This window comes from Streptomyces nigrescens, assembly GCF_027626975.1.
In the GTDB taxonomy this organism is placed as follows: domain Bacteria; phylum Actinomycetota; class Actinomycetes; order Streptomycetales; family Streptomycetaceae; genus Streptomyces; species Streptomyces nigrescens.
The window spans coordinates 5,239,210-5,263,925 of the sequence record NZ_CP114203.1 but is presented as its reverse complement, the minus strand read 5'-3'; the positions used below and the strand labels follow the sequence as shown (position 1 = coordinate 5,263,925).

Sequence of the window (24,716 nt, the reverse complement as noted above, 5' to 3'; positions counted from 1 at the left end):
GACCCCTTACAGCTTCATCAGGCTGGCGTCGTCGACCGAGGCCGTATGACGGGTGCGGAAGATCGACACGATGATGGCCAGACCGACCACGACCTCGGCCGCGGCGACGACCATCGTGAAGAAGGCGATGATCTGGCCGTCCAGATTCCCGTGCATCCGCGAGAAGGTGACGAAGGCGAGATTGCAGGCGTTGAGCATCAGCTCGATGCACATGAACACCACGATGGCGTTCCGCCTGATCAGCACTCCGGCCGCGCCGACGGTGAACAACAGGGCGGCGAGATAGAGGTAGTAGACCGGGTTCATTTCTTGGCCCCCTCCTTGTGCTCCTTCGGTGCCGCGCCGCCGGACGACGGCGGGCCGGGCTCGTCCTCGGAGCCGCGGCCCAGCCAGTCCTCGGAGCGCCGCTCCAGCGCCTTCAGCTCGGCGAGCGAGGCACCGGAGACATCGCGGATCTGGCCCCGTTCCCGCAGCGTCGGGTTGACGCTGAGCTCGGAGACGGTGCCGTCGGGCAGCAGCCCCGGAATGTCGACGGCGTTGTGCCGGGCGTAGACACCGGGGGCGGGCAGCGGCGGTACCTGCTTGCCCTCGCGGATCCGGGCCTCGGACTGCTCACGCTGCGTCTTGGCGCGCTCCGTGCGCTCCCGGTGGGTGAGCACCATGGCGCCGACGGCCGCCGTGATCAGCAGTGCGCCGGTGGCTTCGAAGGCGAAGACGTACTTGGTGAAGATGAGCGCCGCCAGGCCCTGCACATTGCCGCCGGCGTTGGCCTCGCCCAGGCCGTTGAACTCCTTGAGCGAGGCGTTGCCGATACCGGCGATCAGCAGGATGCCGAAGCCGAGGCCCACCCCGGCGGCGAGCCAGCGCTGGCCCTTGAGGGTCTCCTTGAGGGAGTCCGCGGCGGTGACACCGACCAGCATGACGACGAACAGGAACAGCATCATGATCGCGCCCGTGTAGACGACGATCTGGACGACGCCGAGGAAGTACGCGCCGTTGGCGAGGTAGAAGACCGCCAGGACGATCATGGTCCCGGCGAGCGAGAGGGCGCTGTGCACGGCGCGCTTCATCAGGATCGTGCACAGCGCGCCGATGACGGCGACGCTGCCCAGGATCCAGAACTGCACGGCCTCCCCCGTGGAGGTCATGGAGGCCGCGGCGGCGAGGCCGGTCATGCGTTCGCCTCCTTCTCCTGCGGGCCGTCGTCGGCCTTCTCGCCCTTGGAGGCCGCGACCTGACGGACGGTCCCCGGCGCGGCCTCGGTCACCAGGCCCTTGTAGTAGTCCTTCTCCGTCATGCCGGGGTAGATCGCATGCGGGGAATCGACCATGGTCTCCTCCAGGCCCGCGAGCAGCTCTTCCTTGGTGTAGATGAGCGATTCGCGGGACCGGTCGGCGAGTTCGTACTCATTGGTCATGGTCAGCGCGCGGGTCGGACAGGCCTCCACGCACAGACCGCACAGGATGCAGCGCAGATAGTTGATCTGGTACACGCGGCCGTAGCGCTCACCCGGGGAGTAGCGCTCCTCGTCGGTGTTGTCCGCGCCCTCGACATAGATCGCGTCCGCCGGGCAGGCCCAGGCGCACAGCTCGCAGCCGATGCACTTCTCCAGCCCGTCCGGATGGCGGTTGAGCTGGTGCCGGCCGTGGAAACGCGGCGCCGTCGGCTTCTTCTCCTCCGGATACTGCTCGGTCAGCCGCTTCTTGAACATGGCCTTGAAGGTCACGCCGAAGCCGGCCACGGGGTTCTGGAACTCAGGCACCGTCGCCCCCCTTTCCGTCGTTTCCGATTCCGTCACTGACAGTGTCCGCCCCGCCACTGACAATCAGCTCCCGCTCCCGGCGCGGCCTGCGGCGTGGCACGGGCGGCAGGCTCTGCCCGGGCAGCGGCGGTACGGGGAAGCCGCCCGCCATCGGGTCGAAGGCCCCGTCGCCGTCCGGCTCCTCCTCCTTCTCGGCGCGCCGGAAGAAGTCCACGAGGAGGGAGATCAGCAGCAGCACGACAGCGCTGCCGGCGACATACAGCACGATCTGGGAGAAGTTGTAGCCCTCGTTCTTCAGCGCCCGGACGGTGGCGACCAGCATCAGCCAGACCAGCGAGACCGGGATGAGGACCTTCCAGCCCAGCTTCATGAACTGGTCGTAGCGCACCCGGGGAAGGGTGCCGCGCAGCCAGATGAAGAAGAACAGCAGCAGCTGCACCTTGAGCGTGAACCAGAGCAGCGGCCACCAGCCGTGGTTGGCGCCCTCCCAGAACGTGGAGATCGGCCAGGGTGCCTTCCAGCCGCCCAGGAAGAGGGTGATCGCGACGGCCGAGACGGTCACCATGTTGATGTACTCGGCGAGCATGAACATCGCGAACTTGATGGACGAGTACTCGGTGTTGAAGCCGCCGACGAGGTCGCCCTCGGACTCCGGCATGTCGAACGGCGCGCGGTTGGTCTCGCCCACCATCGCGACGATGTAGATGATGAAGGACACCGGCAGCAGCAGGACGTACCACCTGTTCTGCTGCGACTCCACGATGGTCGACGTCGACATCGACCCGGAGTAGAGGAACACCGCCGCGAACGACATCCCCATCGCGATCTCGTACGAGATCATCTGCGCGCACGAGCGCAGTCCGCCGAGCAGCGGATAGGTCGAGCCGGAGGACCAGCCCGCCAGCACGATGCCGTAGATGCCGACCGAGGCCGTGGCCAGGATGTAGAGGACGCCGATCGGCAGGTCCGTCAGCTGCATCGGGGTGCGGACACCGAAGATCGAGATCTCGTTGCCCGCGGGCCCGAAGGGGATCACCGCGATCGCCATGAAGGCCGGGATGGCCGCCACGACCGGCGCCAGGAGGTAGACCACCTTGTCGGCCCGCTTGACGACCAGGTCCTCCTTCAGCATCAGCTTGATGCCGTCGGCGAGGGACTGCAGCATCCCCCAGGGCCCGTGCCGGTTGGGGCCGATGCGCAGCTGCATCCAGGCGACGACCTTGCGTTCCCAGACGATCGAGAACAGCACCGTCAGCATCAGGAACGCGAAGCAGAAGACCGCCTTGATGACGACCAGCCACCACGGGTCGCGGCCGAACATCGACAGGTCTTCCTGGGCCAGCGCGCTGCCGGCGGCAGCGAGTTGATCGAGCTGCTGCATCATGCCTCCACCTCCTCGGCCGGCTCCGGCGTGCCCGGGGCGGCGGAGATCTTCACCAGGTCACCGGGGCGGGCCCCGGTATCGGCGGCGACGCCACCGCCCGTGGAGTTGAGCGGCAGCCACACCACCCGGTCGGGCATCGGCGTGACCTGGAGCGGCAGCCGGACCGAGCCGGCCGGTCCGGTGACCGCCAGCAGATCCCCGTCCTTGACCCCGGTCTCCTGCGCGGTGATCTCCGACAGCCTGGCGACCGCGGCGTGCCGGGTACCGGCCAGCGCGTTGTCGCCTTCCTGGAGCCGCCCCTGGTCCAGCAGGAGCCGGTGGCCGGCGAGGACGGCCTCACCGCTGTCGGGGCGGGGCAGCGCACGCCCGGTCTCCACGGGCTCGCCCGCGTACGGGCCGTCCCAGCCGCCGAGCCGGTCCAGTTCGCGGCGTACGGCCCGGACGTCCGGCAGCGCCAGATGGACGTCGAGGGCGTCGGCGAGCATGTGCAGCACCCGCGAGTCCGGCAGCAGATGGCGGCGGGTCATCTGGTCCGGTTTCAGCGCGGCCTCGAACAGCCGCGCCCTGCCTTCCCAGTTGAGGAAGGTGCCGGGCTTCTCCACCACGGCCGCCACCGGGAAGACCACATCCGCCCGGTCGGTGACCTGTGAGGGCCGCAGCTCCAGGCTGACCAGGAAACCGACCTCGTCCAGCGCGGCCAGCGCCCGGGCCGGGTCCGGCAGGTCCGCGACCTCGACGCCCGCCACGAGGAGCGCGCTGAGCTCGCCGGTCGCCGCGGCCTCGATGATCTGGCCGGTGTCCCGGCCGTGCCGGTGCGGCAGTGCGGCCACGCCCCAGGCGGCGGCGACCTCGTCGCGGGCCCGCGGATCGGTGGCCGGCCGGCCGCCCGGCAGCAGACCGGGCAGGGCACCCGCCTCGACGGCGCCGCGCTCGCCCGCCCTCCGGGGAATCCATACCAGACGGGCCCCGGTGGCCGACGCCAGGCGGATCGCGGCGGTCAGCGCACCGGGCACCGCCGCCAGCCGCTCACCGACGACGATCACCGAGCCGTCGGCCCGCAGCGCCTCGGCCGCGGAACGGCCCTCGCCCTCCAGGCCGACCCCGCCCGCGAGCGCGTCCAGCCATTCGGTCTCGGTACCGGGCGCGGACGGCAGCAGCGTGCCGCCGGCCTTGATCAGCCCGCGCGAGGCGTAACCGGCCAGCCCGTAGGTGCGCTGTCCGCTCCTGCGGTGCGCCTTGCGCAGCCGGAGGAAGACGCCCGGGGCCTCCTCCTCGGCCTCGATGCCGGCCAGCAGAACGGCCGGTGCCTTCTCCAGCGCGGTGTAGGTGACTCCCCGGCCGTCCAGGTCACGGCCGCGGCCGGCGACCCGGGACGCGAGGAAGTCGGCCTCCTCGGCGCTGTGCACCCGGGCCCGGAAATCGATGTCGTTGGTGCCCAGCGCGATCCGGGCGAACTTGGCGTAGGCGTAGGCGTCCTCGACGGTCAGCCGGCCGCCGGTCAGGACGCCGGTACGCCCCTTGGCCGCGGCCAGTCCGCGGGCCGCCGCCTCCAGGGCCGCGGGCCAGCTCGCCGGCTCCAGTTCGCCGGACTCCGGGTTGCGCACCAGGGGGTGATCCAGCCGGTCGCGCTGCTGCGCGTACCGGAAGGCGAACCGCCCCTTGTCGCAGATCCACTCCTCGTTGACCTCGGGGTCGTCGGCCGCCAGCCGCCGCAGCACCTTGCCGCGCCGGTGGTCCGTACGGGTCGCGCAGCCGCCCGCGCAGTGCTCGCACACCGACGGCGAGGAGACCAGGTCGAAGGGGCGGGAGCGGAAGCGGTACGCGGCGGAGGTGAGCGCGCCGACCGGGCAGATCTGGATGGTGTTGCCGGAGAAGTACGACTGGAAGGGGTCGCCCTCTCCGGTCCCGACCTGCTGGAGGGCGCCGCGCTCCAGGAGCTCGATCATCGGGTCGCCGGCGATCTGGTTGCTGAAGCGGGTGCAGCGCGCGCACAGCACACACCGCTCACGGTCCAGCAGCACCTGGGTGGAGATCGGCACCGGCTTGGCGAAGGTGCGCTTCTTGCCCTCGAAGCGCGACTCCGGGTCGCCGACCTGCATCGCCTGGTTCTGCAGCGGGCACTCGCCGCCCTTGTCGCAGACCGGGCAGTCCAGCGGGTGGTTGATCAACAGCAGCTCCATCACCCCGCGCTGGGCCTTCTCGGCCACCGGGGAGGTCAGCTGCGACTTGACGACCATGCCGTCGGTGCAGGTGATGGTGCAGGAGGCCATCGGCTTGCGCTGGCCCTCGACCTCCACGATGCACTGCCGGCAGGCGCCCGCCGGGTCCAGCAGCGGGTGGTCGCAGAAGCGCGGGATCTCGATGCCGAGGAGTTCGGCGGCGCGGATGACCAGCGTCCCCTTGGGGACGGAGATCTCGATGCCGTCGATCGTCAGGGTGACGAGGTCCTCCGGCGGGATCGCCGCCTCGCCGCCTCCCGAGGGAGCATTGGTCGTGACGGTCATGCATTCACCCCCAGGTGAGCGTCGTTGTCGGCCCACAAGGTCGACTTGGCCGGGTCGAAGGGGCAGCCCTTGCCGGTGATGTGCTGCTCGTACTCCTCGCGGAAGTACTTGAGCGAGGAGAAGATCGGCGAGGCGGCGCCGTCGCCGAGGGCGCAGAAGGACTTGCCGTTGATGTTGTCGGCGATGTCGTCGATCTTGTCGATGTCGCCCATCTGCCCCTTGCCGGCCTCGATGTCGCGCAGCAACTGCACCAGCCAGTAGGTCCCTTCACGGCAGGGCGTGCACTTGCCGCAGGACTCGTGTGCGTAGAACTCGGTCCAGCGGGTGACCGCCCGGACCACACAGGTGGTCTCGTCGAAGCACTGGAGCGCCTTGGTGCCGAGCATCGAGCCGGCCGCGCCGACGCCCTCGTAGTCGAGGGGGACATCGAGGTGCTCGTCGGTGAACATCGGCGTCGAGGAGCCGCCCGGCGTCCAGAACTTCAGCCGGTGGCCGCGGCGGATACCGCCGCTCATGTCCAGCAGCTGGCGCAGGGTGATGCCCAACGGGGCCTCGTACTGGCCGGGGTTGGCGACATGCCCGCTGAGCGAGTAGAGCGTGAAGCCCGGGGACTTCTCGCTGCCCATCGACCGGAACCAGTCCTTGCCCCGGTTCATGATCGCGGGAACCGACGCGATGGATTCGACGTTGTTCACGACAGTGGGGCAGGCGTACAGGCCCGCCACCGCCGGGAAGGGAGGACGCAGCCGGGGCTGTCCGCGACGGCCCTCCAGCGAGTCGAGCAGCGCGGTCTCCTCACCGCAGATGTACGCGCCCGCGCCCGCGTGCACGATCACATCCAGGTCGAGCCCGGAGCCCAGGATGTTCTTCCCGAGGAAGCCCGCCGCATAGGCCTCGCGCACGGCCTCCTGCAGCCTCCGCAGGACGGGCACGACCTCGCCGCGCAGATAGATGAAGGCGTGGTTCGACCGGATCGCATGGCAGGCGATCACGATGCCCTCGATGAGGGAGTGCGGGTTCGCGAAGAGGAGCGGGATGTCCTTGCAGGTGCCGGGCTCCGACTCGTCGGCGTTGACGACCAGGTAGTGCGGTTTGCCGTCGCCCTGCGGGATGAACTGCCACTTCATCCCGGTCGGGAAGCCCGCGCCGCCGCGGCCGCGCAGCCCGGAGTCCTTGACGTAGGCGATGACCTCGTCCGGGGGCATCGCCAGCGCCTTGCGCAGGCCCTCGTAGCCCTCGTGCCGGCGGTAGGTCTCCAGCGTCCAGGACGCGGGCTGGTCCCAGAAGGCGGACAGGACGGGCGTCAGAAGCTTCTCGGGATTGGTGTCCCCGCCGGCCTCCGGCCGGGAGGCACCCCCGTGTTCGGCTGCCACTGTCATCACTCCCCCTCCTCTGCTGTGGGGCCGGCCGGGTGCTGGTGATCCGAGGCCGACGTCTGCTGCGGTGCGTCGTGGGAGCTGGGGTGGCCCGAGGGGGCCTCCTCGGCGGGGTGGCCGGACGGGGGCTCGTCGGAGGGCGGGCCGTCGGTCGTGGTCCGCGGGGAGACGACATGGTCGGCGCCGCGGCCGGGAGCAGCCTCGCCCTTGGCCAGCCGCAGCCCGATCAGCGAGGCGGGGCCGGCGCCGCCGGTGGCCTCGACGGCGCCCGGCCGCTCGTCCGGGAAGCCGGCGAGCATCCGGGCCGTCTCCTTGAACGTGCACAGCGGCGCACCACGGGTGGGCGCGACGGCCCGGCCGGCCCGCAGGTCGTCGACCAGCTGCCGGGCGGTCTCCGGCGTCTGGTTGTCGAAGAACTCCCAGTTGACCATCACGACCGGGGCGAAGTCGCAGGCCGCGTTGCACTCGATGTGTTCGAGGGTGACCGCGCCGTCCTCGGTGGTCTCGCCGTTGCCGACGCCGAGGTGCTCCTTGAGCTCCTCGAAGATGGCGTCGCCGCCCATCACCGCGCAGAGCGTGTTGGTGCAGACCCCGACCTGATAGTCGCCGCTCTGCTTGCGGCGGTACATGGAGTAGAAGGTCGAGACGGCGGTGACCTCGGCGGTGGTGAGGTCGAGCATCTCGGCGCAGAAGCGGACGCCGGTGCGGGTGACGTGCCCTTCCTCGGCCTGTACGAGGTGCAGCAGCGGCAGCAGCGCCGAGCGCGCGCCGGGGTAGCGGGCGATCACCTCCTTGGCGTCCGCTTCGAGCCGGGCCCGTACGTCCGCCGGGTAGTCGGGGGCGGGGAGTGCGGGCATTCCCAGCTGCACGTCCTGGTTTGCCGGAGTGGCGTTCACCGGTCGACGCCTCCCATCACGGGGTCGATGGACGCGACGGCGACGATGACGTCGGCGACCTGGCCGCCTTCGCACATCGCCGCCATGGCCTGCAGATTGGTGAAGGACGGGTCGCGGAAGTGCACCCGGTAGGGGCGGGTGCCGCCGTCGCTGACCGCATGCACGCCCAGCTCGCCCTTGGGTGACTCGACGGCCGAGTAGGCCTGCCCCGGCGGGACCCGGAAGCCCTCGGTCACCAGCTTGAAGTGGTGGATCAGGGCCTCCATCGAGGTGCCCATGATCTTCTTGATGTGGTCGAGGGAGTTGCCCAGACCGTCCGGGCCGAGGGCCAGTTGGGCGGGCCAGGCGATCTTCTTGTCGGCGACCATCACCGGGCCGGGCTCCAGCCGGTCCAGGCACTGCTCGACGATCCGCAGCGACTGGCGCATCTCCTCCAGCCGGATCAGGAACCGGCCGTAGGAGTCGCAGGTGTCGGCGGTCGGCACCTCGAAGTCGTAGTCCTCGTAGCCGCAGTACGGCTGTGTCTTGCGCAGATCGTGCGGCAGTCCGGCGGAGCGCACGATGGGCCCGGTGGCACCGGTGGCCATACAGCCGGCCAGGTCGAGGTAGCCGATGCCTTCCATCCGGGCCTTGAAGACCGGGTTGCCGGTGGCGAGCTTGTCGTACTCGCCGATGTTCTTGCGCATCTTCTTGACGAACTCACGCACCTGGTCGACCGCGCCCGGAGGCAGGTCCTGGGCGAGGCCGCCGGGCCGGATGTAGGCGTGGTTCATCCGCAGACCGGTGATCAGCTCGTAGAGGTCGAGGATGAGCTCACGGTCGCGGAAGCCGTAGATCATGATCGTGGTGGCGCCCAGTTCCATCCCGCCGGTGGCGATGGCCACGAGGTGGGAGGACATCCGGTTGAGCTCCATCAGCATCACGCGGATGACGGAGGCCCGGTCGGGGATCTGGTCGGTGATGCCGAGCAGCTTCTCCACGGCCAGGCAGTAGGCCGTCTCGTTGAAGAACGGCGTCAGGTAGTCCATCCGCGTCACGAACGTCGTGCCCTGCGTCCAGGTCCGGTATTCGAGGTTCTTCTCGATGCCGGTGTGCAGATAGCCGATCCCGCAGCGGGCCTCGGTGACGGTCTCGCCGTCGATCTCCAGGATCAGTCGGAGCACCCCGTGGGTGGACGGGTGCTGCGGACCCATGTTGACGATGATCCGCTCGTCGTCGGCCTTCACGGCGGCCGCGGCGATCTCGTCCCAGTCGCCACCGGACACGTTGTAGACGGTGCCCTCGGTGGTCTCGCGGGCCAGCGACTCCCGGGTGTCGAAGTCGCTCGACGTGCGGTGGCCGGACGAGGAGTGGGAGTGCGGTGCAGTAGTCATCAGCTGTACGACCTCCGCTGGTCGGGAGCCGGAATCTGGGCGCCCTTGTACTCGACGGGGATGCCGCCGAGCGGGTAGTCCTTGCGCTGCGGGAAGCCCTGCCAGTCGTCCGGCATCATGATCCGGGTCAGCGCCGGGTGGCCGTCGAAAACGATTCCGAAGAAGTCGTAGGTCTCCCGCTCGTGCCAGTCGTTGGTCGGATAGACGTCCACCAGCGAGGGCACATGCGGGTCGGCGTCCGGGGCGGAGACCTCCACCCGGATCAGCCGGTTGTGGGTGATCGAGCGCAGGTGGTAGACGGCGTGCAGCTCGCGGCCCCCGTCGCCGGGGAAGTGCACCCCGCTCACCCCCGTGCACAGCTCGAAGCGCAGCGCCGGGTCGTCGCGCAGGATCCTGGCGACGGCCGGCAGATAGCTGCGCTCGATGTGGAAGGTCAGCTCGTCGCGGTCCACGACGGTCTTCTCGATGACGTTCTCGGGGACCAGCCCCTGTTCGTCGAGGGCGCCCTCCAGCTCGTCGGCGATCTCGTCGAACTCGCCGTACCCGTCCTCCGTGCCGCGCGGTCCGCCGTACGGCCGCGGGGTGGCGCCGGGCAGCCGGACCGTGCGGACGAGGCCGCCGTAGCCACTGGTGTCGCCGCCGTTGCTGGCGCCGAACATGCCACGGCGGGTGGTGATCGCCTCGCCGGTGTCCTCGCGCTGCGCGGGAACGGCTTCCTCCTGGCCGTTCTGGCCGTTCGGCTCGGGACGCTCGGGGTTCTTCTGCTCACTCACCGCAGCAGCCCCTTCATCTCGATCAGCGGCAGGGCCTTGAGCGCCGCTTCCTCCGCCTCGCGGGCGGCCTGCTCCTGATTGACCCCGAGCTTGGTGTTCTGGATCTTCTGGTGGAGCTTGAGAATGGCGTCCATCAGCATCTCGGGACGCGGCGGGCAACCCGGCAAATAGATGTCAACGGGAACAATGTGGTCAACGCCCTGCACAATCGCGTAGTTATTGAACATTCCGCCTGACGAGGCGCAAACCCCCATGGAGATCACCCACTTCGGGTTCGGCATCTGGTCGTAGACCTGCCGCAGCACGGGCGCCATCTTCTGGCTCACCCGGCCGGCCACGATCATCAGATCCGCCTGTCGCGGCGACCCGCGGAAGACCTCCATGCCGAAGCGGGCGAGGTCGTAGCGCCCGGCGCCGGTGGTCATCATCTCGATGGCGCAGCAGGCCAGCCCGAAGGTCGCGGGGAAGACCGAGGATTTGCGCACCCAGCCGGCGGCCTGCTCGACAGTGGTCAGCAAAAAGCCGCTCGGCAGCTTCTCTTCAAGTCCCATGTGTGACCCCTAGTCCCATTCCAGGCCGCCACGACGCCAGACATAGGCGTAGGCGACGAAGACGGTGAGCGCGAAGAGGAGCATCTCGACGAGCCCGAAAAGCCCCAGGGCGTCGAAGGTGACGGCCCAGGGATAGAGGAAGACGATCTCGATGTCGAAGACGATGAAGAGCATCGCCGTCAGGTAGTACTTGATCGGGAAGCGACCGCCACCGGACGGTTGTGGCGTCGGCTCGATTCCGCACTCGTAGGCCTCGAGCTTGGCCCGGTTGTAGCGCTTGGGCCCGACGAGGGTGGCCATCACGACGGAGAAGATCGCAAAGCCTGCCCCGAGGGCTCCCAGTACGAGGATGGGCGCGTAAGCGTTCACCGTCCTCGCTCCCTTCAGTCGACGATGACTGGATGGCGGTCCACCCGGGCCCTCCGACTGCCCCATGGAGATCGTGCCTATGTGAGGCAGTTCACAAGCCCGAGCGCCTGCATCTTATGCCCGCTGGTCTGTGATCTGCGACACGGGGGTGAACAACGCCTTTGTGATCTCCACCACCCGGCGAAGGATCATGAAGTCGGATGAGCGGTGATCTTCATACGCGAAGCGCGCGAGTGATCACGAGAGGTGACATTCACGTGCGTTACCGCTGGTCAGCGCGTGCTGGCCAATATCAAGTGGTTACCGCTACAGGCAAATTGGCGCTGGACACGGCCAACTGCTATATGCGGCAGACCGCGTGAACGCGCCCCTCTCGTGACCCGCTCGTGATCGTCGGTACGTGCTTCCGTTCACGAGCGGCCGGCCGACGCCAGGTCACGGGAACATAACGGACACTCAAGAGTGACCTATCCCACGCTATTTCCATCACTAAGCGCTTGACGCCCGGGAAGCCTTGGCGTGGCGGATGAGGAAGTGGTAGGCGCCCGCCGGGCCCGCGTGGAGCAGCAAATGCCATGCGTAGGAACATGATCGCGAAATTCGGACATCCCGCCGCCGGCGCGACGGGCGGACAAAAGTCCGTTTTGTTCGTCGCGTACGCGTCAAGTGTGGCGCACTGCACCTTTCTTGGCAGCAACCGGCGGCTCCTGATAGCCGTTATTGCCATGTCCCCGAACGCACTCATACCCAGCCACCGGAAGCCCCGCCGTCCTTCCGCGTCCTCGCGGGCGCTGCGCGCGGGCGTGACCGGTGGCTTCCTCACCCTCGCGGTGACCGGCGCGACCGTGCCGGCCAACGCCGCGGAAAAGCCCGTCTCCGAAACCCAGGAGATGCCGACGATCACGACGGCGCTGGCGACCAGCGCCGCCAGGAGCGCCGACACGGCCGAGCAGGTCGCGTTCACCTACGAGCGTCAGGCGCTCCAGGACAGCGCCTTCTCGCACGCCGCCAAGGCCGCGGAGAAGCACAAGGCCGAGGCCGTGAAGAAGGCCAAGGCCGAGGCAAAGAAGAAGGCCGAGGAAGCCCGTAAGGCCAAGGAGGCCGCCGAGGCCCGTGCCTCGCGCTCCTCCGAGCGTTCGACCCTGTCCGCCCCGTCGTCGTCCAACGCCACCGGCAGCACCGCCACGCTCGTCTCCTTCCTCAAGGCGCAGCTCGGCAAGGCCTACGTGCTGGGCTCCTCCGGCCCCTCCTCGTACGACTGCTCCGGTCTGACGCAGGCCGCGTTCAGCCAGATCGGCATCGACCTGCCGCGGGTCTCGCAGGACCAGTCCACCCAGGGCACCCAGGTCGGCCTGGACAACCTCCAGGTCGGCGACATCCTGTACTGGGGCAGCGCGGGCAGCGCCTACCACGTCGGCGTCTACATCGGCGACGGCAAGTTCATCGGCGCCCAGAACTCGAGCACCGGCATCGTCGAGCGCCCGCTCGACTACGACATGCCGACCGGCGCCGTGCGCGTCCTCTAGGACCGCCGCACCCTTCGACACCGCAAAAGGACCGCCCCTCTCGCCGCTCGGGAGGGACGGTCCTTTTCGTGTGCGGTGTCTCCGGGCCGTCCGGGTCGCCCCCGCCACCCGTCGTCCGACGTCCGACGGATGATTCGCGCCGCTCAGCGCCACGATCAAGCCAGGTACGGGCCGGAGGCCGCCCGTCGAGCTACCGACGGGCGGTACGCGCCGTTGCACCTCTCGCCATATGCCGCACATACCGCTTATGCGCCGTGCGGCATCCGTAGAGAGAGGGAACCGCGCTTCGATGAACACCCATCGCACCGCTCACCGCCTCGTCAGCCGGGCCGCGACGGCCGCCGCCCTGGCCACCGCGCTCGGCCTGGGCGCCGTCCACACCGCCACCGCCTCGGCCCCGTCCGCCGCACCGCTCTCCGTCCGGCCCGCGGCGCCCGGCCCCGACGGTGGCTGGCATCAGAACGGGCTGCATCTGACGGCCGCCGAGAACAAGAAGGTGAACGGCTTCGTCGCCCGCGCCCGGCGGGCCGAGCGCGCCATCAGCCCCGGGGTCCGGGCGGCCGCCAGGATCAGCCATGCCGAACTGGTCGGCTTCGACCAGCGGCTGAAGTCGCCGGACTCGCTCAAGCGCAAGGTCGCCACCTGGATGCTGGAGTCACCGGGACAGACCGTGGACGCATCGCTCCGCAAGATCAACGACGCGGTCCGCTTCACCCTGCAGTGGCCGGCCGGCACGTACAGCCAGGGCGTCCGCACCGCGGCCGGGCTGCTGTCCGCGTGGGGCAACGACTCCACCCGCTGGGCCAACACCTGGAACCGGCCCACCGGCTACAAGGCGATCAACTCCGCCTGGCGCGCGCCCCGCTCCGGTCAGCTCTTCGAGGTCCAGTTCCACACCCCCGAGAGCAAGGCGGCGCAGCTGGAGACGCACAAGCTGTACGAGGAGCAGCGGCTGCCCGGCACCCCGCCCGAGAGGGTCCGGGAGCTCCAGGAGCAGCAGGACGCGATCTTCGCGGCGGTACCGGTCCCGCCGGGCGCCGAGCGGCTGACCGCCCCCGCCCGCCGGCTGCCGTCCCCGGACCCGGCGCGCCGGCTCCCCGCACCGGCCCCCGCCCCCGTCGGCTGACCGGGCCGGCCACCGGGCAGCCCGCCCGCGTCGGCCGGGCGGCGGCACCGGAGGCACGAACGGGGCCGGCCCCGGACATCCCGTCCGGGGCCGGCCTCCGCTGCGTCACGCCTTCGGGGCGACCTTGCTCAGCCCGTTGATGATGCGGTCCATCGCATCGCCGCCCGTGGGGTCGGTGAGGTTGGCGAGCATCTTGAGGGTGAAGCGCATCAGCAGCGGGTGGGTCAGACCGCGCTGGGTGGCGATCTTCATGACCTTGGGGTTGCCGATGAGCTTCACGAAGGCGCGGCCCAGGGAGTAGTAGCCGCCGTAGGTGTCCTTGAGGATCTTCGGGTAGCGCTGCAGGGCCAGTTCGCGCTGCGCGTACGTGGCGCGGGCGTGCGCCTGCACGATGACCTCGGCGGCGATCGCACCGGACTCCATGGCGTAGGCGATGCCCTCGCCGTTGAACGGGTTGACCAGCCCGCCCGCGTCACCGACCAGCAGCAGGCCCTTGGTGTAGTGCGGCTGGCGGTTGAAGGCCATGGGGAGCGCGGCGCCGCGGATCGGGCCGGTCATGTTCTCCGGTGTGTAGCCCCAGTCGGCGGGCATCGAGGCGCACCACGCCTTGAGGATCTCGCGCCAGTCCAGCTCCTTGAAGGCCGAGCTGGAGTTGAGGATGCCGAGGCCGACATTGCTCGTCCCGTCGCCCATACCGAAGATCCAGCCGTAGCCGGGCAGCAGCCGGTCCTGGGCGCCGCGGCGGTCCCACAGCTCCAGCCAGGACTCCAGGTAGTCGTCGTCATGGCGGGGCGAGGTGAAGTACGTACGGACGGCCACGCCCATGGGGCGGTCCTCGCGCCGGTGCAGGCCCATGGCCAGCGAGAGCCGGGTGGAGTTGCCGTCGGCGGCGACGACGAGCGGGGCGTGGAAGGTGACCGGGGTCTTCTCCTCGCCGAGCTTGGCGTGAACGCCGGTGATGTGGCCGGTCAGCTCGTTGACGATCGGCGCGCCCACATTGCAGCGCTCGTGGAGCCGCGCCCCGGCCTTCTGCGCCTGCCGGGCCAGCTGCTCGTCGAAGTCGTCGCGCTTACGGACCAGTCCGTAATCCGGGTACGAGGCCAATTCCGGCCAATCCAGCTGGAGCCGGGAGCCGCCACCGATGATCCGCAGGCCCTTGTTACGCAGCCAGCCCGCTTCCTCGGAGATGTCGATGCCCATCGCGACCAGCTGCTTGGTGGCGCGCGGGGTCAGCCCGTCGCCGCAGACCTTCTCGCGCGGGAACGCGGTCTTCTCCAGCAGGAGCACGTCCAGACCGGACTTGGCGAGGTGATAGGCGGTGGCGGAGCCGGCGGGCCCGGCACCGACAACGATCACATCCGCGCTGTGCTCCGATCGGGCGGTGGTCACGGAATCGGTCACGGACGCGGACTCGGTCACGGCGCTGTCTCCCGGAAGTCGATATCTGGATATCTGGGTGCCGACCGGCACTGGGCATGTGCAGTCTATGGGGGCCTTGGTGATCAGAACCTGAAGGGTTGTCCCGATGAAGTCTGTGCACACACCGCTCCCCGCAATCGAACTGCGCGTGCCCACCGAGGAGGACGCGCTGCACTGGCACCGGGCCTTCGACCACCCGGACGTCATGGAGTTCCATGGAGGCGCCCCCGCCGAACTCTCGGAGTACGAGGAACTCACCGCCCGTCAGCGCCGGCACCACGCGGAGCTGGGCTTCTGCCTGTACACCCTGGTCGACCCGGCGGACGGCGCGGTCATCGGCTTCACCGGAGCCCAGCCCTGGCCGCACGACTGGGGCCCGGCCGGGGAGATCGAGATCGGCTGGCGGCTCGGCCGCGCCTACTGGGGCAAGGGCTACGCCACCGCTGCGGCGCAGGCGGCACTGGATTCCGTACGGGCGGCCGGGGTCCGGCACGTGGTGGCGATGGTGGCCGCCGCGAACGAGCGGTCGATCGCGGTCACCCGGCGGCTGGGAATGCGGCGGGCGGAGACGGTGATCACGCCGAAGGACCGGAAGGCGTACTGCCACCGGCTGGATCTGTGACGCTGCCGCGAACGGAGAGGGCGCTGCGGATTCCTTCCGCAGCGCCCATCGGGCAGCGCGGCGCGGCCGCCGACGACGCCGGGTCCGGGCCGAGCCGCACGGGCGGTTCCGGCTCCGCCGTCAGCGGCAGGCGTCAGCCCCCGGCCGACGTCAGTCCCCGGCCGGCCTGCGCCCCCGGTGCAGCGCCACCACGCCGCCGGTCAGATTGCGCCAGGCCACGTCGGTCCAGCCCACGCCCTGCAGGCGGGCGGCGAGTTCGGGCTGGTTGGGCCAGGTGCGGATGGACTCGGCGAGGTAGACATAGGCGTCCGGGTTGCTGCTGACCGCGCGGGCCACCGGCGGCAGCGCCCGCATCAAGTACTCGGTGTAGACGGTCCGGAACGGCGCCCAGGTCGGCTCGCTGAACTCACAGATCACGACCCGGCCGCCGGGCTTGGTGACCCGGTACAGCTCCGCCAGCGCGGCATCGGTGTCCTGGATGTTGCGCAGCCCGAAGGAGATGGTGACGGCGTCGAACACCTCGTCCGCGAACGGCAGCCGGGTACCGTCACCGGCCGTGAACGGCAGCCACGGGTGCCGCTTCTTGCCCTCCCCCAGCATGCCGACGGAGAAGTCGCACGGCACCACGTACGCACCGGTCCTGGCGAACGGCAGCGAGGAGGTGCCGGTACCGGCCGCGAGGTCGAGCACCCGCTCGGCGGGCCGTGCGGCCACCGCACGCTCCACCTCCTTGCGCCACAGCCGCGCCTGCCCCAGGGAGAGCACGTCGTTGGTGAGGTCGTACCGCGCCGCCACGTCGTCGAACATCGCGGCGACTTCGTGCGGCTGCTTGTCCAGGGATGCTCGGGTCACCCGGCCATTGTCCACCGTGCCGGCGCCGGGGAACGCACCGGGCACGGCCCGGCACGCCCGCCGTCAGCGGCGGCGGTACACCAGACGGCCGGCCAGGACGGTGGCCAGGCAGCTGCCGTCCTCGGCGAAGACCGCGAAATCGGCCGCGCCGCCGACGGTCAGCTCACGGGGACGGCCGCCGGGCGGCTCCGCGAGCCCGGACCGCTGGACGGCCGTACGGACCGCGGGCCGGGTGAACGGCCCGGTCAGCGCCGTCGTCCCGGTGGCCAGCAGGCGCTGCAGGCCACGGCGGGCGCCGGCGCCCCAGCGGGTCTCGGTCATGCCGAGGGCGGCGAGCGCCTCGCCCGTGACCGGCTCGCTGCCGAGCTCATCGGCCTCGCGCGGGTCGGGGTGGTAGGCGGCCTCCAACAGCGCGGCGCCCTCGGGTTCGTACCGGCCGGGCGTCAGCACGCCGTCCCACTCCCGGACCCGCGCCCGGTCGCCGTAGGCCGCCCACAGCTCCTCGTACGGGCCGATGGCGGCGATCCGGGCGCCGTCGACGACGACCGCATGCCCGGGAGCGGGCTCCCCCTCATGGCTGAGCCGGACACCGCGGACGCGGTGAAGTGTCAGCATCCGCGGCTCAGTTGGCCTCGACCAGCTTCAGCTCCGGATGCGCCGTGCCGCCCTCGATCGCCGTGGACGACAGATGCGAGACGACCTTGTCGTCGACCGGGTCGTTGGCCGGGTCGTCGTGGACGACCAGGTGCTCATAGGTGGTCGCGCGCTGCGCCGGGACCCGGCCCGCCTTGCGGATCAGGTCGATGATCTCCGTGCGGTTGGAGCGGTGCTTGGCGCCGGCCGAGGAGACCACGTTCTCCTCCAGCATGATCGAGCCGAGGTCGTCCGCGCCGTAGTGCAGCGACAGCTGGCCGATCTCCTTGCCGGTGGTCAGCCACGAGCCCTGGATGTGCGCGACGTTGTCGAAGAAGAGCCGCCCGATGGCGATCATGCGCAGGTACTCGAAGAGGGTGGCCTGCGTCTGGCCCTTCAGGTGGTTGTTCTCCGGCTGGTAGGTGTACGGGATGAAGGCGCGGAAGCCGCCCGTACGGTCCTGGACGTCGCGGATCATCCGCAGGTGCTCGATCCGCTCGGCGTTGGTCTCGCCGGTGCCCATCAGCATCGTGGAGGTCGACTCCACGCCCAGCTCGTGGGCCGTCTCCATGATCTCCAGCCAGCGCTCACCGGACTCCTTCAGCGGAGCGATGGCCTTACGGGGGCGCGCCGGCAGCAGCTCGGCGCCGGCGCCGGCGAAGGAGTCGAGGCCGGCGGCGTGGATGCGCTGGATCGCCTCCTCGACGGACACCTTGGAGATCCGGGCCATGTGCTCGACCTCGGAGGCGCCGAGGGAGTGGATGACCAGCTGCGGGAAGGCCTTCTTGATGGCGGAGAAGTGCTCTTCGTAATACTCGACGCCGTAGTCCGGGTGGTGGCCGCCCTGGAACATGATCTGGGTGCCGCCCAGTTCGACGGTCTCCGCACAGCGGCGCAGGATGTCGTCGAGGTCGCGGGTCCAGCCCTTGGCGGTGTCCTTGGGCGCGGCGTAGAAGGCGCAGAACCTGCAGGCCGTCACGCACACATTGGTGTAGTTGATGTTGCGCTCGATGATGTACGTCGCGATGTGCTCGGTACCGGCGTAGCGGCGGCGGCGTACGGCGTCGGCGGCCTTGCCCAGCGCGTGCAGCGGAGCGGAGCGGTACAGGTCGAGCGCTTCCTCCGGCGTGATGCGGCCGCCCTGCGCGGCGCGGTCGAGTACGGACTGGAGGTCGGCGTTCTCGGTCACCGGGGCGTCCCTTTCGCAGGCGGGCATCACGAACTGAACCAGCGTACGTCAGGGGTACGACAGCCTCGCTCGCGGCCGGACCGGGGCCCGGGCGGCGGCCTCCCGCCGTCAGCCGAGGGGAGAGCGCCGCCGGACGGCCTCAGGGGTTCGGAAGTGCGGGACGCACCCCTTCACCACCCTCATCAACCGCCCTCCTCAGTAGTACGGGTTGTACGCCTTCCTGCTGTAACACGAGGAGACCGGGCTGCTGCCCTTGACCTTCTGGGCCTCGACCCGGGCGCTGACGATGCCCGAGCTCTCCGAGGCGTACGTCTTCCACCGCTTGACCGTGCCGGCTCCGTCGCGGTTCGCGCGCCAGGAGTAGGTGACCCGCTTCCCGGAGCCGGTGACGATGTCGAGACGCACCCGCACCCAGGCGCCGTCCGCCGTCAGATCGTGCGCGCTGAGCCCCACCAGGCCCAGCTTGGTCTTGCCGGTGTAACCCCAGTTCAGCGTGGCGCCCGCACCGCCGCCCGGCGTGCGGCAGTCGGCGGTGTTGACGCCCGCCGCACCGGCCGGTCCGGCCGACACCGAGGCAAGCACCGCGACGGCACCCGCCAGGGCGGCAAGGGCACGCGTACGTCGTCTCATGGGTCCCCCTGTTGCACATGTCCAAGATCCTTGCGCGCTCGCAAGACCGCCCCCATCCTGCCCGAACGCGCCCCCCGTGCGCCGCCCGGCACCGGCCGGTGAACCGGGCCGCGCGGCCGCGCGCTACCGGACGGCCGCCGCCTCCAGCAGCTGCACCGTCACATCCGCCGGGAAGCCGGTCGTAGGCCCGACCCGCCGGGCGAACTCCGTGACGCCCCTCAGCTGGGCGGGCCCGAAGCGGAAGTCCAGCGTGGTGAAGTACCGCTCCAGCACCGGCTCGTCGAAGGTCTCCCAGCGGGCCGCCTGCTCGGCGACCTTGGTGACCTCCTCCAGCGACAGATCACGCGAGGCGAGAAACGCCTCGTGCACCTTCTGCACCACGGCCGGCTCGCGCTCCAGGTACTCGCGCCGGGTCGCCCAGACGGCGAAGACGAACGGCAGGCCCGTCCACTCCTTCCACATCTGGCCGAGGTCGTGCACCTCCAGGCCCAGCCGGGGCCCGTCGTGCAGATTGGCGCGCAGCGCGGCATCGCCGATCAGCACCGCCGCGTCCGCCTCCTGCATCATCAGGCCGAGGTCCGGCGGGCAGCTGTAGTACTCGGGCCGCACCCCGATCTTCTCGGCCAGCAGCAGCTGGGCCAGCCGTACGGACGTCCGCGAGGTCGAGCCGAGCGCGACCCGGGCACCGTCCAGCTGGTCCAGCGGCTTCTGCGAGACGATCACGCAGGACATGACCGGGCCGTCACAGCCCACGGCGAGGTCGGGGAACGCGACGAGGTCGTCGGCGGCCCGCAGGAATTCCACGAGGGTGATCGGCGCGATGTCGAGTTCCCCGCGGACCAGCTGCTCGCTGAGCTTCTCCGGCGTGTCCTTGCTGAGATCCAGATCGAGCAGGGTGCCCGTACGGGCAAGGCCCCAGTAAAGGGGCAGGCAGTTCAGGAACTGGATGTGGCCCACTCGCGGCCGGCTGCGACGGCGGCCGGCGTCGGCTCCCGCGGGTGCGTCTCCGAAGGTTGAATTGTCCACATGCGGAGGCTAGACCTGTCTCCCTTGGGGCAGCGCAGCGGGTCGCCGTATGGACGTTAGTGCGGTCGGTTAAACGTGATCTTTGGCTCTTCCGCCTCAGGAGCAGCACATGCTACGCTCAGCGCAAGTTGCAGTTTGGTTTCCCTTGCAGTACAGAGCCTGCGGAGCATGTGACCCCGCAGGCTCTTGTAGTTTCAGACTTCTTTGCAGGTTCTGGAGCAGGGCAACCCTTTGGCCCAAGGAGGGCTTATGGCTACCGGAACCGTCAAGTGGTTCAACGCTGAAAAGGGCTTCGGCTTCATCGCCCAGGACGGCGGCGGCCCGGATGTCTTCGTCCACTACTCGGCGATCAACGCCTCTGGTTTCCGCTCCCTGGAGGAGAACCAGCAGGTGAACTTCGACGTCACGCAGGGCCCGAAGGGTCCGCAGGCGGAGAACGTTACGCCGGTCTAAGTTGCCCGGCCCGGAATTCCTTCCAGGTCGCCCCTAAGCAGTACCTAAGGAGCCTCGCTCCGCCACTCCGGTGGCGAGCGGGGCTCCTGCCTTTTGTCCGCCGCCACCGGCACCGACACGAATGGCGGCCACATGAATTCTCGTCGTCCGGCACATGACACACCCGAATGCCGCACGCAATAGAGAATTCCCCCCGCCAATGACACCCCGATCGACGGCTCACCTCGACGCCGGCCGAGGCGATCCCGCCGGGGCAAGGGAAATCCGTACAGACTTACCGCCCCGGTCGGCCGAAAGACCCCACTCGGCACGGCCAAAAACCTCCCCTCCCCAGCCGCCGTCGGAAACAGCACGCGGCCGGCCATACCGGGGGCGAGCGAGCCGCCCGCCCCAGACCCCCCGGCGCGACCGACACCCCGCGCAACTGTGTACCGAAGCGATCACGGAAAGTGGTCACATCGGAACATGACCCGGCCTACCGTGGGCAGAATGAGCGAGCACTTGCCCCCGCAGAAGCCCTGCCCCGACTGCGCCGGCAGAGGCACCGTGGACTGGGAGACGCCGACCGGCGAGCGCGTCACCACACAGTGCTCCGGTTGTGGCGGCACCGGAACCGTCCTGGCATAGAGGAGGCAGAGGCAAGATGGCGGCCTCCAGTAGGAACGGTAAGCCGGTCGGCCTGGACGAGCAGTACGTCGGCAAGCTGCCGTGCTCGACCTGCGGGATACGGTCGATGAAACTGCCCGGCCGGCAGGGCGGGTTGTGCATCCCCTGCTACGCCGACGAATGTGCGGCCGCCGGCCGGCGCGCGGCAACGGCAGGCACCTGGGTCGCCGCGAATTTCGTGGGCGACCCGTGTCTTGCCTGCGGTTCGCGGTCCGTTGACGCCAACGGCTGGGCGTTCTGGTGCAACACCTGCGACATGCAGACGGCGGTGGCCCTGCCACCGCGGTGAGAAGCCCCGCATCGCGGGGCGGGACGAAGCCGCCGTCGGTCCGCGCGCTCGGCGCCGCCCGCCCGGCTCCCCTTGGACAACTCGCCCCGCAGCAACCGCCCTTGACGGTCTCTTGGAGTGTGCGGCCCGCCGCCTTCCGCTTCCGGCGCCACTCGGCGCCGTAGAAGGCGGGAGCGTACGGCGGAGGCAGCCGCAGCCGCCCGGTGTGAAGTCAGCCAGATGCGGCACCACGGCATTGCACGTCAGACCCCGTGCCACCTCCCCCACAGAGGTGACACGGGGTTCCAGTTTGACGCGTCAAAGGCTTTTGCTCCAGACCGGGGGTCATCTGCTTTCGTAGAGGTCCGCTATCTCCTTGGCGAAATCGCGGGCGACCGCGGCACGGCGGAGTTTCAGGGACGGGGTGAGATGCCCGGTTTCCTCGGTGAAGTCCACCGGCAGGACGGCGAAGCGGCGGATGGATTCGGCGCGGGAGACCAGTTCGTTGGCGTCGTCGACGGCGCGCTGGAGGTCGGCCAGCAGGCGCGCGTCGCGGACCAGCCGCTCGGGCGGCAGGTCCTGCTTCTTGTTCATCTGGCGCCAGTGCGCGAGACCGTCCGGCTCCAGGGTGAGCAGGGCGGTGATGTAGGGGCGGTTGTCGCCGATGACCATGCACTGGCCGACGAGGGGGTGCGAGCGGAGGCGGTCCTCCAGAGGGGCCGGGGCGACGTTCTTGCCGCCCGTCGTCACGATGATCTCCTTCTTGCGGCCGGTGATGGTGAGGTAGCCGTCCGGGTCGAGGGCTCCGAGGTCGCCGGTCGCGAACCAGCCCTGGTCGGTGACGGGGCGGGCCGCGCCGAGGGCCGCGTCCCAGTAGCCGGAGAAGACGTGGTCGCCGTGGATCAGGATCTCGCCGTCGTCGGCGATGCGGACGGCGGTGCCGGGGAGGGGCCAGCCGACCGTGCCGATACGGGGCCGGAGGGGCGGGGTGACGGTGGTGGCCGCGGTCGTCTCCGTCAGGCCGTAGCCCTCGAAGATCTCGATACCGGCGCCGGTGTAGAAGGCGGCGAGGCGGCGGCCGAGGGGTGAACCGCCGCAGAGGACATGGCGGACCTTGCCGCCGAGGGCGGCGCGGATACGGCGGTAGACGAGGGGGGCGTAGAGCTTGCGGGCGCCCTTGAGGGCCACGCCGGGGCCCGGGCCCGTCCCGTGCTCCTTGGCCTCGACGGCCTCGCCGTAGGAGCGGGCAATACGGACCGCGCGGTCGAAGGAGGCGGCGCGGCCCATCTTCTCCGCGGTGGCCCGTCCGGTGTTGAAGACCTTCTCCAGGACGTACGGAATGGCCAGCAGGAAGGTCGGCCGGAAGCCGGCCAGGTCGGCGAGCAGGTCGTCGGTCCGGATGCTGGGGGCGTGGCCGAGGCGGACGCGGGCGCGCAGACAGCCGACGGCGACCATACGGCCGAAGACATGGGAGAGCGGGAGGAAGAGGAGGGTGGCGGCGGGCTCCTCGCTGACCGACTTGAAGACCGGGTGCAGCAGCTCGACGGCGTTGTCGGCCTCGGCGAAGAAATTGGCGTGGGTGAGCGCGCAGCCCTTGGGGCGGCCGGTGGTGCCGGAGGTGTAGATGAGGGTGGCGAGGGCGTACGGGCCGGTGGCGGCGCGGCGCTCGTCCACCGCCTCGTCCGGCACGTCGCGGCCCGCCGAGACGAGTTGGGAGACGGCGCCGGTGTTGAACTGCCAGAGGTGGTCGAGGGCGGGGAGTTCGGTGCGGAGGCCGCTGATCAGGCGGGTCTCGTCGACGCCCTCCACGACGCAGGCGCGGGTGCCGGAGTCGTGCAGGATCCACTGTGCCTGGTGGGCGGAGGACGTGGGGTAGATGGGGACGGTGACCAGACCGGCCGCCCAGGCGGCGAAGTCGACGAGGGTCCACTCGTAGGTCGTACGGGCCATGATCGCGAGCCGGTCGCCGAGACGGAGGCCGTGGGCGATCAGGCCCTTGGCGACGGCGCGCACCTCGGCGGCGAACTCCGCGGCGGTCACATCACGCCAGATGCCGCTGGGCTGCTTACGGGCGAGCACGACGTCGGCGGGGGCCTCGTCGGCGTTGAGGAAGGGAAGGTCCCCGAGCGAGCCGCTGCGTACGGGCGGGGCCAGCGGGGGGACGTAGACCTCGCGGACCGTGCCGTTGACCACGGTTTTCTGCGGCTCGGTGAGGGTGGGGGCGGAGGTGTGGGTGGGGGCGGAGGTGGGAGTGGGTGCGGTGAGTGGTCCGGTGGGTGCACTTTCCTGGTGGGACACGAGCGGCTCCTCGTTTTCCTGTGGAGTGCGGGTTGCCGTGGGCTGGCGCCGTTTCGCCTACGGGGTGTGGGTGGTGGGGTCGGAGGGGACGCCCGGTAACCCGTCCTCGGCGCGGGCGGCCCTGGTCCCGGAGGTTGGGAGCCCCGTTGTTCGCTCCGGGTCCTGCGGGCGGCTCACCGGACATCCCCTCCGACCGCCGTACGGGGGCGGCTGAACCGCCGTACCGATCACCGTCACCAACCCATGCGCCACCCCTTGGCAGGGACCTGGCCGGGCCGCCCGCAGTTGGGCGCGGCCAGGGTCTGGGCCGTGACGGACGGTGTCACCGGGCCGCAGCCGGCAACGCTGAATGGTTGGAGGGGATGTACCGGTGCCCGCCCGCAGGACTGGAGCGAACGCCGGGGCACTCAATCCCATGGACCCGCGTCGCCCGCGCCGATGGGGGCACCTCCCGGCCGAAGGCTGGGGGAGGGTACCGGTGCGTCCCCTCCGACCCCCGCGGCAACCACACAACCCGCAAAACCCCAGCCCCCACGAAGCCGGACGGCTAACACGCACCCCACACGGCCCAAGCCCCCGCCGGGCGGCAGATGGACCCCGAAGCCCACCCCTCGGCGGCGTCGAACTACCGCACGTCATCGTGGTGTCGGCCTCGTCGGGTCCGAACACCGGCTTGGGCTGGGCGAGTTGTGCCGGCACGGCGACGGTGACGGCGACCGGCGGCGGACGGCTCGCTCGCGGCGGCGGCGGGGGAATCCGTGGCACGCATCCTCGACCCAGCTCCTGACCCGACGGTAACCTTACTTCGGCGTAAATTTACGCGAGGACCGGTAGTTGGCCAATGCCCGCGCGCCACCTTCGTTCGGGCAATTCCGGCCAGGGTCGCGGCGGACGCACCCACGTCGGCCGCGTTCCACGTACCGGGCACACCCTCCCCTCCCTACAGCCACACCCTTTCCACGTACCGACCACGCCGGAAGGGCGAACCCCTCAAGCCGCAGCCCCGGCCCCCGACAGACG

Annotated in this window: 24 protein-coding genes; 6 read left to right on the top strand and 18 right to left on the bottom strand. The window is 70.1% G+C overall.

Annotation, left to right across the window (positions count from 1 at the left end; translation table 11 throughout):
- Positions 1-6: 6 nt before the first annotated feature.
- From nuoK to STRNI_RS23505, 11 genes are read right to left on the bottom strand one after another with little or no spacing between them, the layout of a single operon-like run.
- The gene (nuoK, locus tag STRNI_RS23555; protein ID WP_274736601.1) at positions 7-306 is read right to left on the bottom strand and encodes an NADH-quinone oxidoreductase subunit NuoK; all 300 of its coding nucleotides are present in this window, start codon (positions 304-306) and stop codon (positions 7-9) included.
- A complete protein-coding gene (locus tag STRNI_RS23550) occupies positions 303-1,175 on the bottom strand; it encodes an NADH-quinone oxidoreductase subunit J (protein WP_109890648.1) in 873 nt (290 codons plus the stop codon). Before STRNI_RS23550 ends, nuoK begins: the two co-directional genes overlap by 4 nt.
- The gene (nuoI, locus tag STRNI_RS23545; RefSeq protein WP_018090966.1) at positions 1,172-1,762 is read right to left on the bottom strand and encodes an NADH-quinone oxidoreductase subunit NuoI; all 591 of its coding nucleotides are present in this window, start codon (positions 1,760-1,762) and stop codon (positions 1,172-1,174) included. Before nuoI ends, STRNI_RS23550 begins: the two co-directional genes overlap by 4 nt.
- Positions 1,755-3,143, bottom strand: a complete 1,389-nt coding sequence (nuoH, locus tag STRNI_RS23540) for an NADH-quinone oxidoreductase subunit NuoH (protein WP_026169854.1) — start codon at positions 3,141-3,143, stop codon at positions 1,755-1,757. The genes nuoI and nuoH overlap by 8 nt, the downstream gene beginning before the upstream one ends.
- Entirely contained in the window at positions 3,143-5,650 is a 2,508-nt protein-coding gene (locus STRNI_RS23535; protein WP_159487713.1) for an NADH-quinone oxidoreductase subunit G, read from the bottom strand. Before STRNI_RS23535 ends, nuoH begins: the two co-directional genes overlap by 1 nt.
- Positions 5,647-7,029 carry an NADH-quinone oxidoreductase subunit NuoF gene (gene nuoF, locus STRNI_RS23530; RefSeq protein WP_018090969.1) on the bottom strand — a complete coding sequence of 461 codons (1,383 nt, stop codon included), beginning with the start codon at positions 7,027-7,029 and terminating at the stop codon, positions 5,647-5,649. The genes STRNI_RS23535 and nuoF overlap by 4 nt, the downstream gene beginning before the upstream one ends.
- Positions 7,029-7,922, bottom strand: coding sequence for an NADH-quinone oxidoreductase subunit NuoE (nuoE, locus tag STRNI_RS23525; protein ID WP_371874864.1), 894 nt, complete (start codon positions 7,920-7,922; stop codon positions 7,029-7,031). Before nuoE ends, nuoF begins: the two co-directional genes overlap by 1 nt.
- Positions 7,919-9,295, bottom strand: a complete 1,377-nt coding sequence (locus STRNI_RS23520) for an NADH-quinone oxidoreductase subunit D (protein ID WP_174876377.1) — start codon at positions 9,293-9,295, stop codon at positions 7,919-7,921. Before STRNI_RS23520 ends, nuoE begins: the two co-directional genes overlap by 4 nt.
- Positions 9,295-10,068 (bottom strand): NADH-quinone oxidoreductase subunit C, encoded by a 774-nt coding sequence (locus STRNI_RS23515; protein ID WP_159487711.1) that lies wholly within the window; start codon positions 10,066-10,068, stop codon positions 9,295-9,297. The genes STRNI_RS23520 and STRNI_RS23515 overlap by 1 nt, the downstream gene beginning before the upstream one ends.
- Positions 10,065-10,619, bottom strand: a complete 555-nt coding sequence (locus STRNI_RS23510; RefSeq protein ID WP_018090973.1) for a NuoB/complex I 20 kDa subunit family protein — start codon at positions 10,617-10,619, stop codon at positions 10,065-10,067. The genes STRNI_RS23515 and STRNI_RS23510 overlap by 4 nt, the downstream gene beginning before the upstream one ends.
- Before the next feature lie 9 nt (positions 10,620-10,628).
- Positions 10,629-10,988, bottom strand: a complete 360-nt coding sequence (locus STRNI_RS23505) for an NADH-quinone oxidoreductase subunit A (protein WP_018090974.1) — start codon at positions 10,986-10,988, stop codon at positions 10,629-10,631.
- Between the two features lie 725 nt (positions 10,989-11,713).
- Between STRNI_RS23505 and STRNI_RS23500 the strand changes: the two genes are divergently transcribed.
- Entirely contained in the window at positions 11,714-12,514 is an 801-nt protein-coding gene (locus STRNI_RS23500; protein WP_018090975.1) for a C40 family peptidase, read from the top strand.
- 289 nt (positions 12,515-12,803) lie between these two features.
- A complete protein-coding gene (locus STRNI_RS23495; protein ID WP_266446513.1) occupies positions 12,804-13,640 on the top strand; it encodes an ATP nucleotide 3'-pyrophosphokinase in 837 nt (278 codons plus the stop codon).
- Positions 13,641-13,745: 105 nt separating this feature from the next.
- Here the strand turns inward: STRNI_RS23495 and STRNI_RS23490 are convergent, their stop codons facing one another.
- The gene (locus tag STRNI_RS23490) at positions 13,746-15,092 is read right to left on the bottom strand and encodes a geranylgeranyl reductase family protein (protein ID WP_371874921.1); all 1,347 of its coding nucleotides are present in this window, start codon (positions 15,090-15,092) and stop codon (positions 13,746-13,748) included.
- A gap of 73 nt (positions 15,093-15,165) precedes the next feature.
- On the opposite strand from STRNI_RS23490, the gene STRNI_RS23485 reads away from it, so the two are divergent.
- Positions 15,166-15,681, top strand: coding sequence for a GNAT family N-acetyltransferase (locus STRNI_RS23485; RefSeq protein ID WP_018090978.1), 516 nt, complete (start codon positions 15,166-15,168; stop codon positions 15,679-15,681).
- A gap of 150 nt (positions 15,682-15,831) precedes the next feature.
- Here the strand turns inward: STRNI_RS23485 and STRNI_RS23480 are convergent, their stop codons facing one another.
- The 5 genes from STRNI_RS23480 to STRNI_RS23460 all read right to left on the bottom strand — a co-directional run bounded on the left by STRNI_RS23480 (position 15,832) and on the right by STRNI_RS23460 (position 20,011).
- Entirely contained in the window at positions 15,832-16,533 is a 702-nt protein-coding gene (locus STRNI_RS23480; protein ID WP_109896226.1) for a demethylmenaquinone methyltransferase, read from the bottom strand.
- A 63-nt stretch (positions 16,534-16,596) separates the two neighbouring features.
- Entirely contained in the window at positions 16,597-17,148 is a 552-nt protein-coding gene (locus STRNI_RS23475; protein ID WP_093640248.1) for a hypothetical protein, read from the bottom strand.
- Positions 17,149-17,155: 7 nt separating this feature from the next.
- Complete coding sequence (gene mqnC / locus STRNI_RS23470) at positions 17,156-18,355, bottom strand: cyclic dehypoxanthinyl futalosine synthase (protein WP_277411950.1); 1,200 nt, start codon at positions 18,353-18,355, stop codon at positions 17,156-17,158.
- Positions 18,356-18,550: 195 nt separating this feature from the next.
- The gene (locus tag STRNI_RS23465; protein ID WP_093645043.1) at positions 18,551-18,985 is read right to left on the bottom strand and encodes a hypothetical protein; all 435 of its coding nucleotides are present in this window, start codon (positions 18,983-18,985) and stop codon (positions 18,551-18,553) included.
- Between the two features lie 123 nt (positions 18,986-19,108).
- Positions 19,109-20,011, bottom strand: a complete 903-nt coding sequence (locus tag STRNI_RS23460) for a menaquinone biosynthetic enzyme MqnA/MqnD family protein (protein ID WP_266446519.1) — start codon at positions 20,009-20,011, stop codon at positions 19,109-19,111.
- A 249-nt stretch (positions 20,012-20,260) separates the two neighbouring features.
- Here STRNI_RS23460 and STRNI_RS23455 point away from each other — a divergent pair, with 249 nt between their 5' ends.
- The 3 genes from STRNI_RS23455 to STRNI_RS23445 all read left to right on the top strand — a co-directional run bounded on the left by STRNI_RS23455 (position 20,261) and on the right by STRNI_RS23445 (position 21,419).
- The gene (locus STRNI_RS23455) at positions 20,261-20,464 is read left to right on the top strand and encodes a cold-shock protein (protein ID WP_003984261.1); all 204 of its coding nucleotides are present in this window, start codon (positions 20,261-20,263) and stop codon (positions 20,462-20,464) included.
- Between the two features lie 489 nt (positions 20,465-20,953).
- On the top strand, positions 20,954-21,091 hold the full coding sequence (locus STRNI_RS23450; protein ID WP_158686046.1) for a hypothetical protein: 138 nt from the start codon (positions 20,954-20,956) through the stop codon (positions 21,089-21,091).
- A gap of 16 nt (positions 21,092-21,107) precedes the next feature.
- On the top strand, positions 21,108-21,419 hold the full coding sequence (locus STRNI_RS23445; RefSeq protein ID WP_018090984.1) for a hypothetical protein: 312 nt from the start codon (positions 21,108-21,110) through the stop codon (positions 21,417-21,419).
- A 324-nt stretch (positions 21,420-21,743) separates the two neighbouring features.
- On the opposite strand, the gene STRNI_RS23440 is transcribed toward STRNI_RS23445, so the two are convergent.
- Entirely contained in the window at positions 21,744-23,696 is a 1,953-nt protein-coding gene (locus tag STRNI_RS23440; RefSeq protein ID WP_381845488.1) for an AMP-dependent synthetase/ligase, read from the bottom strand.
- Positions 23,697-24,716 lie beyond the last annotated feature (1,020 nt).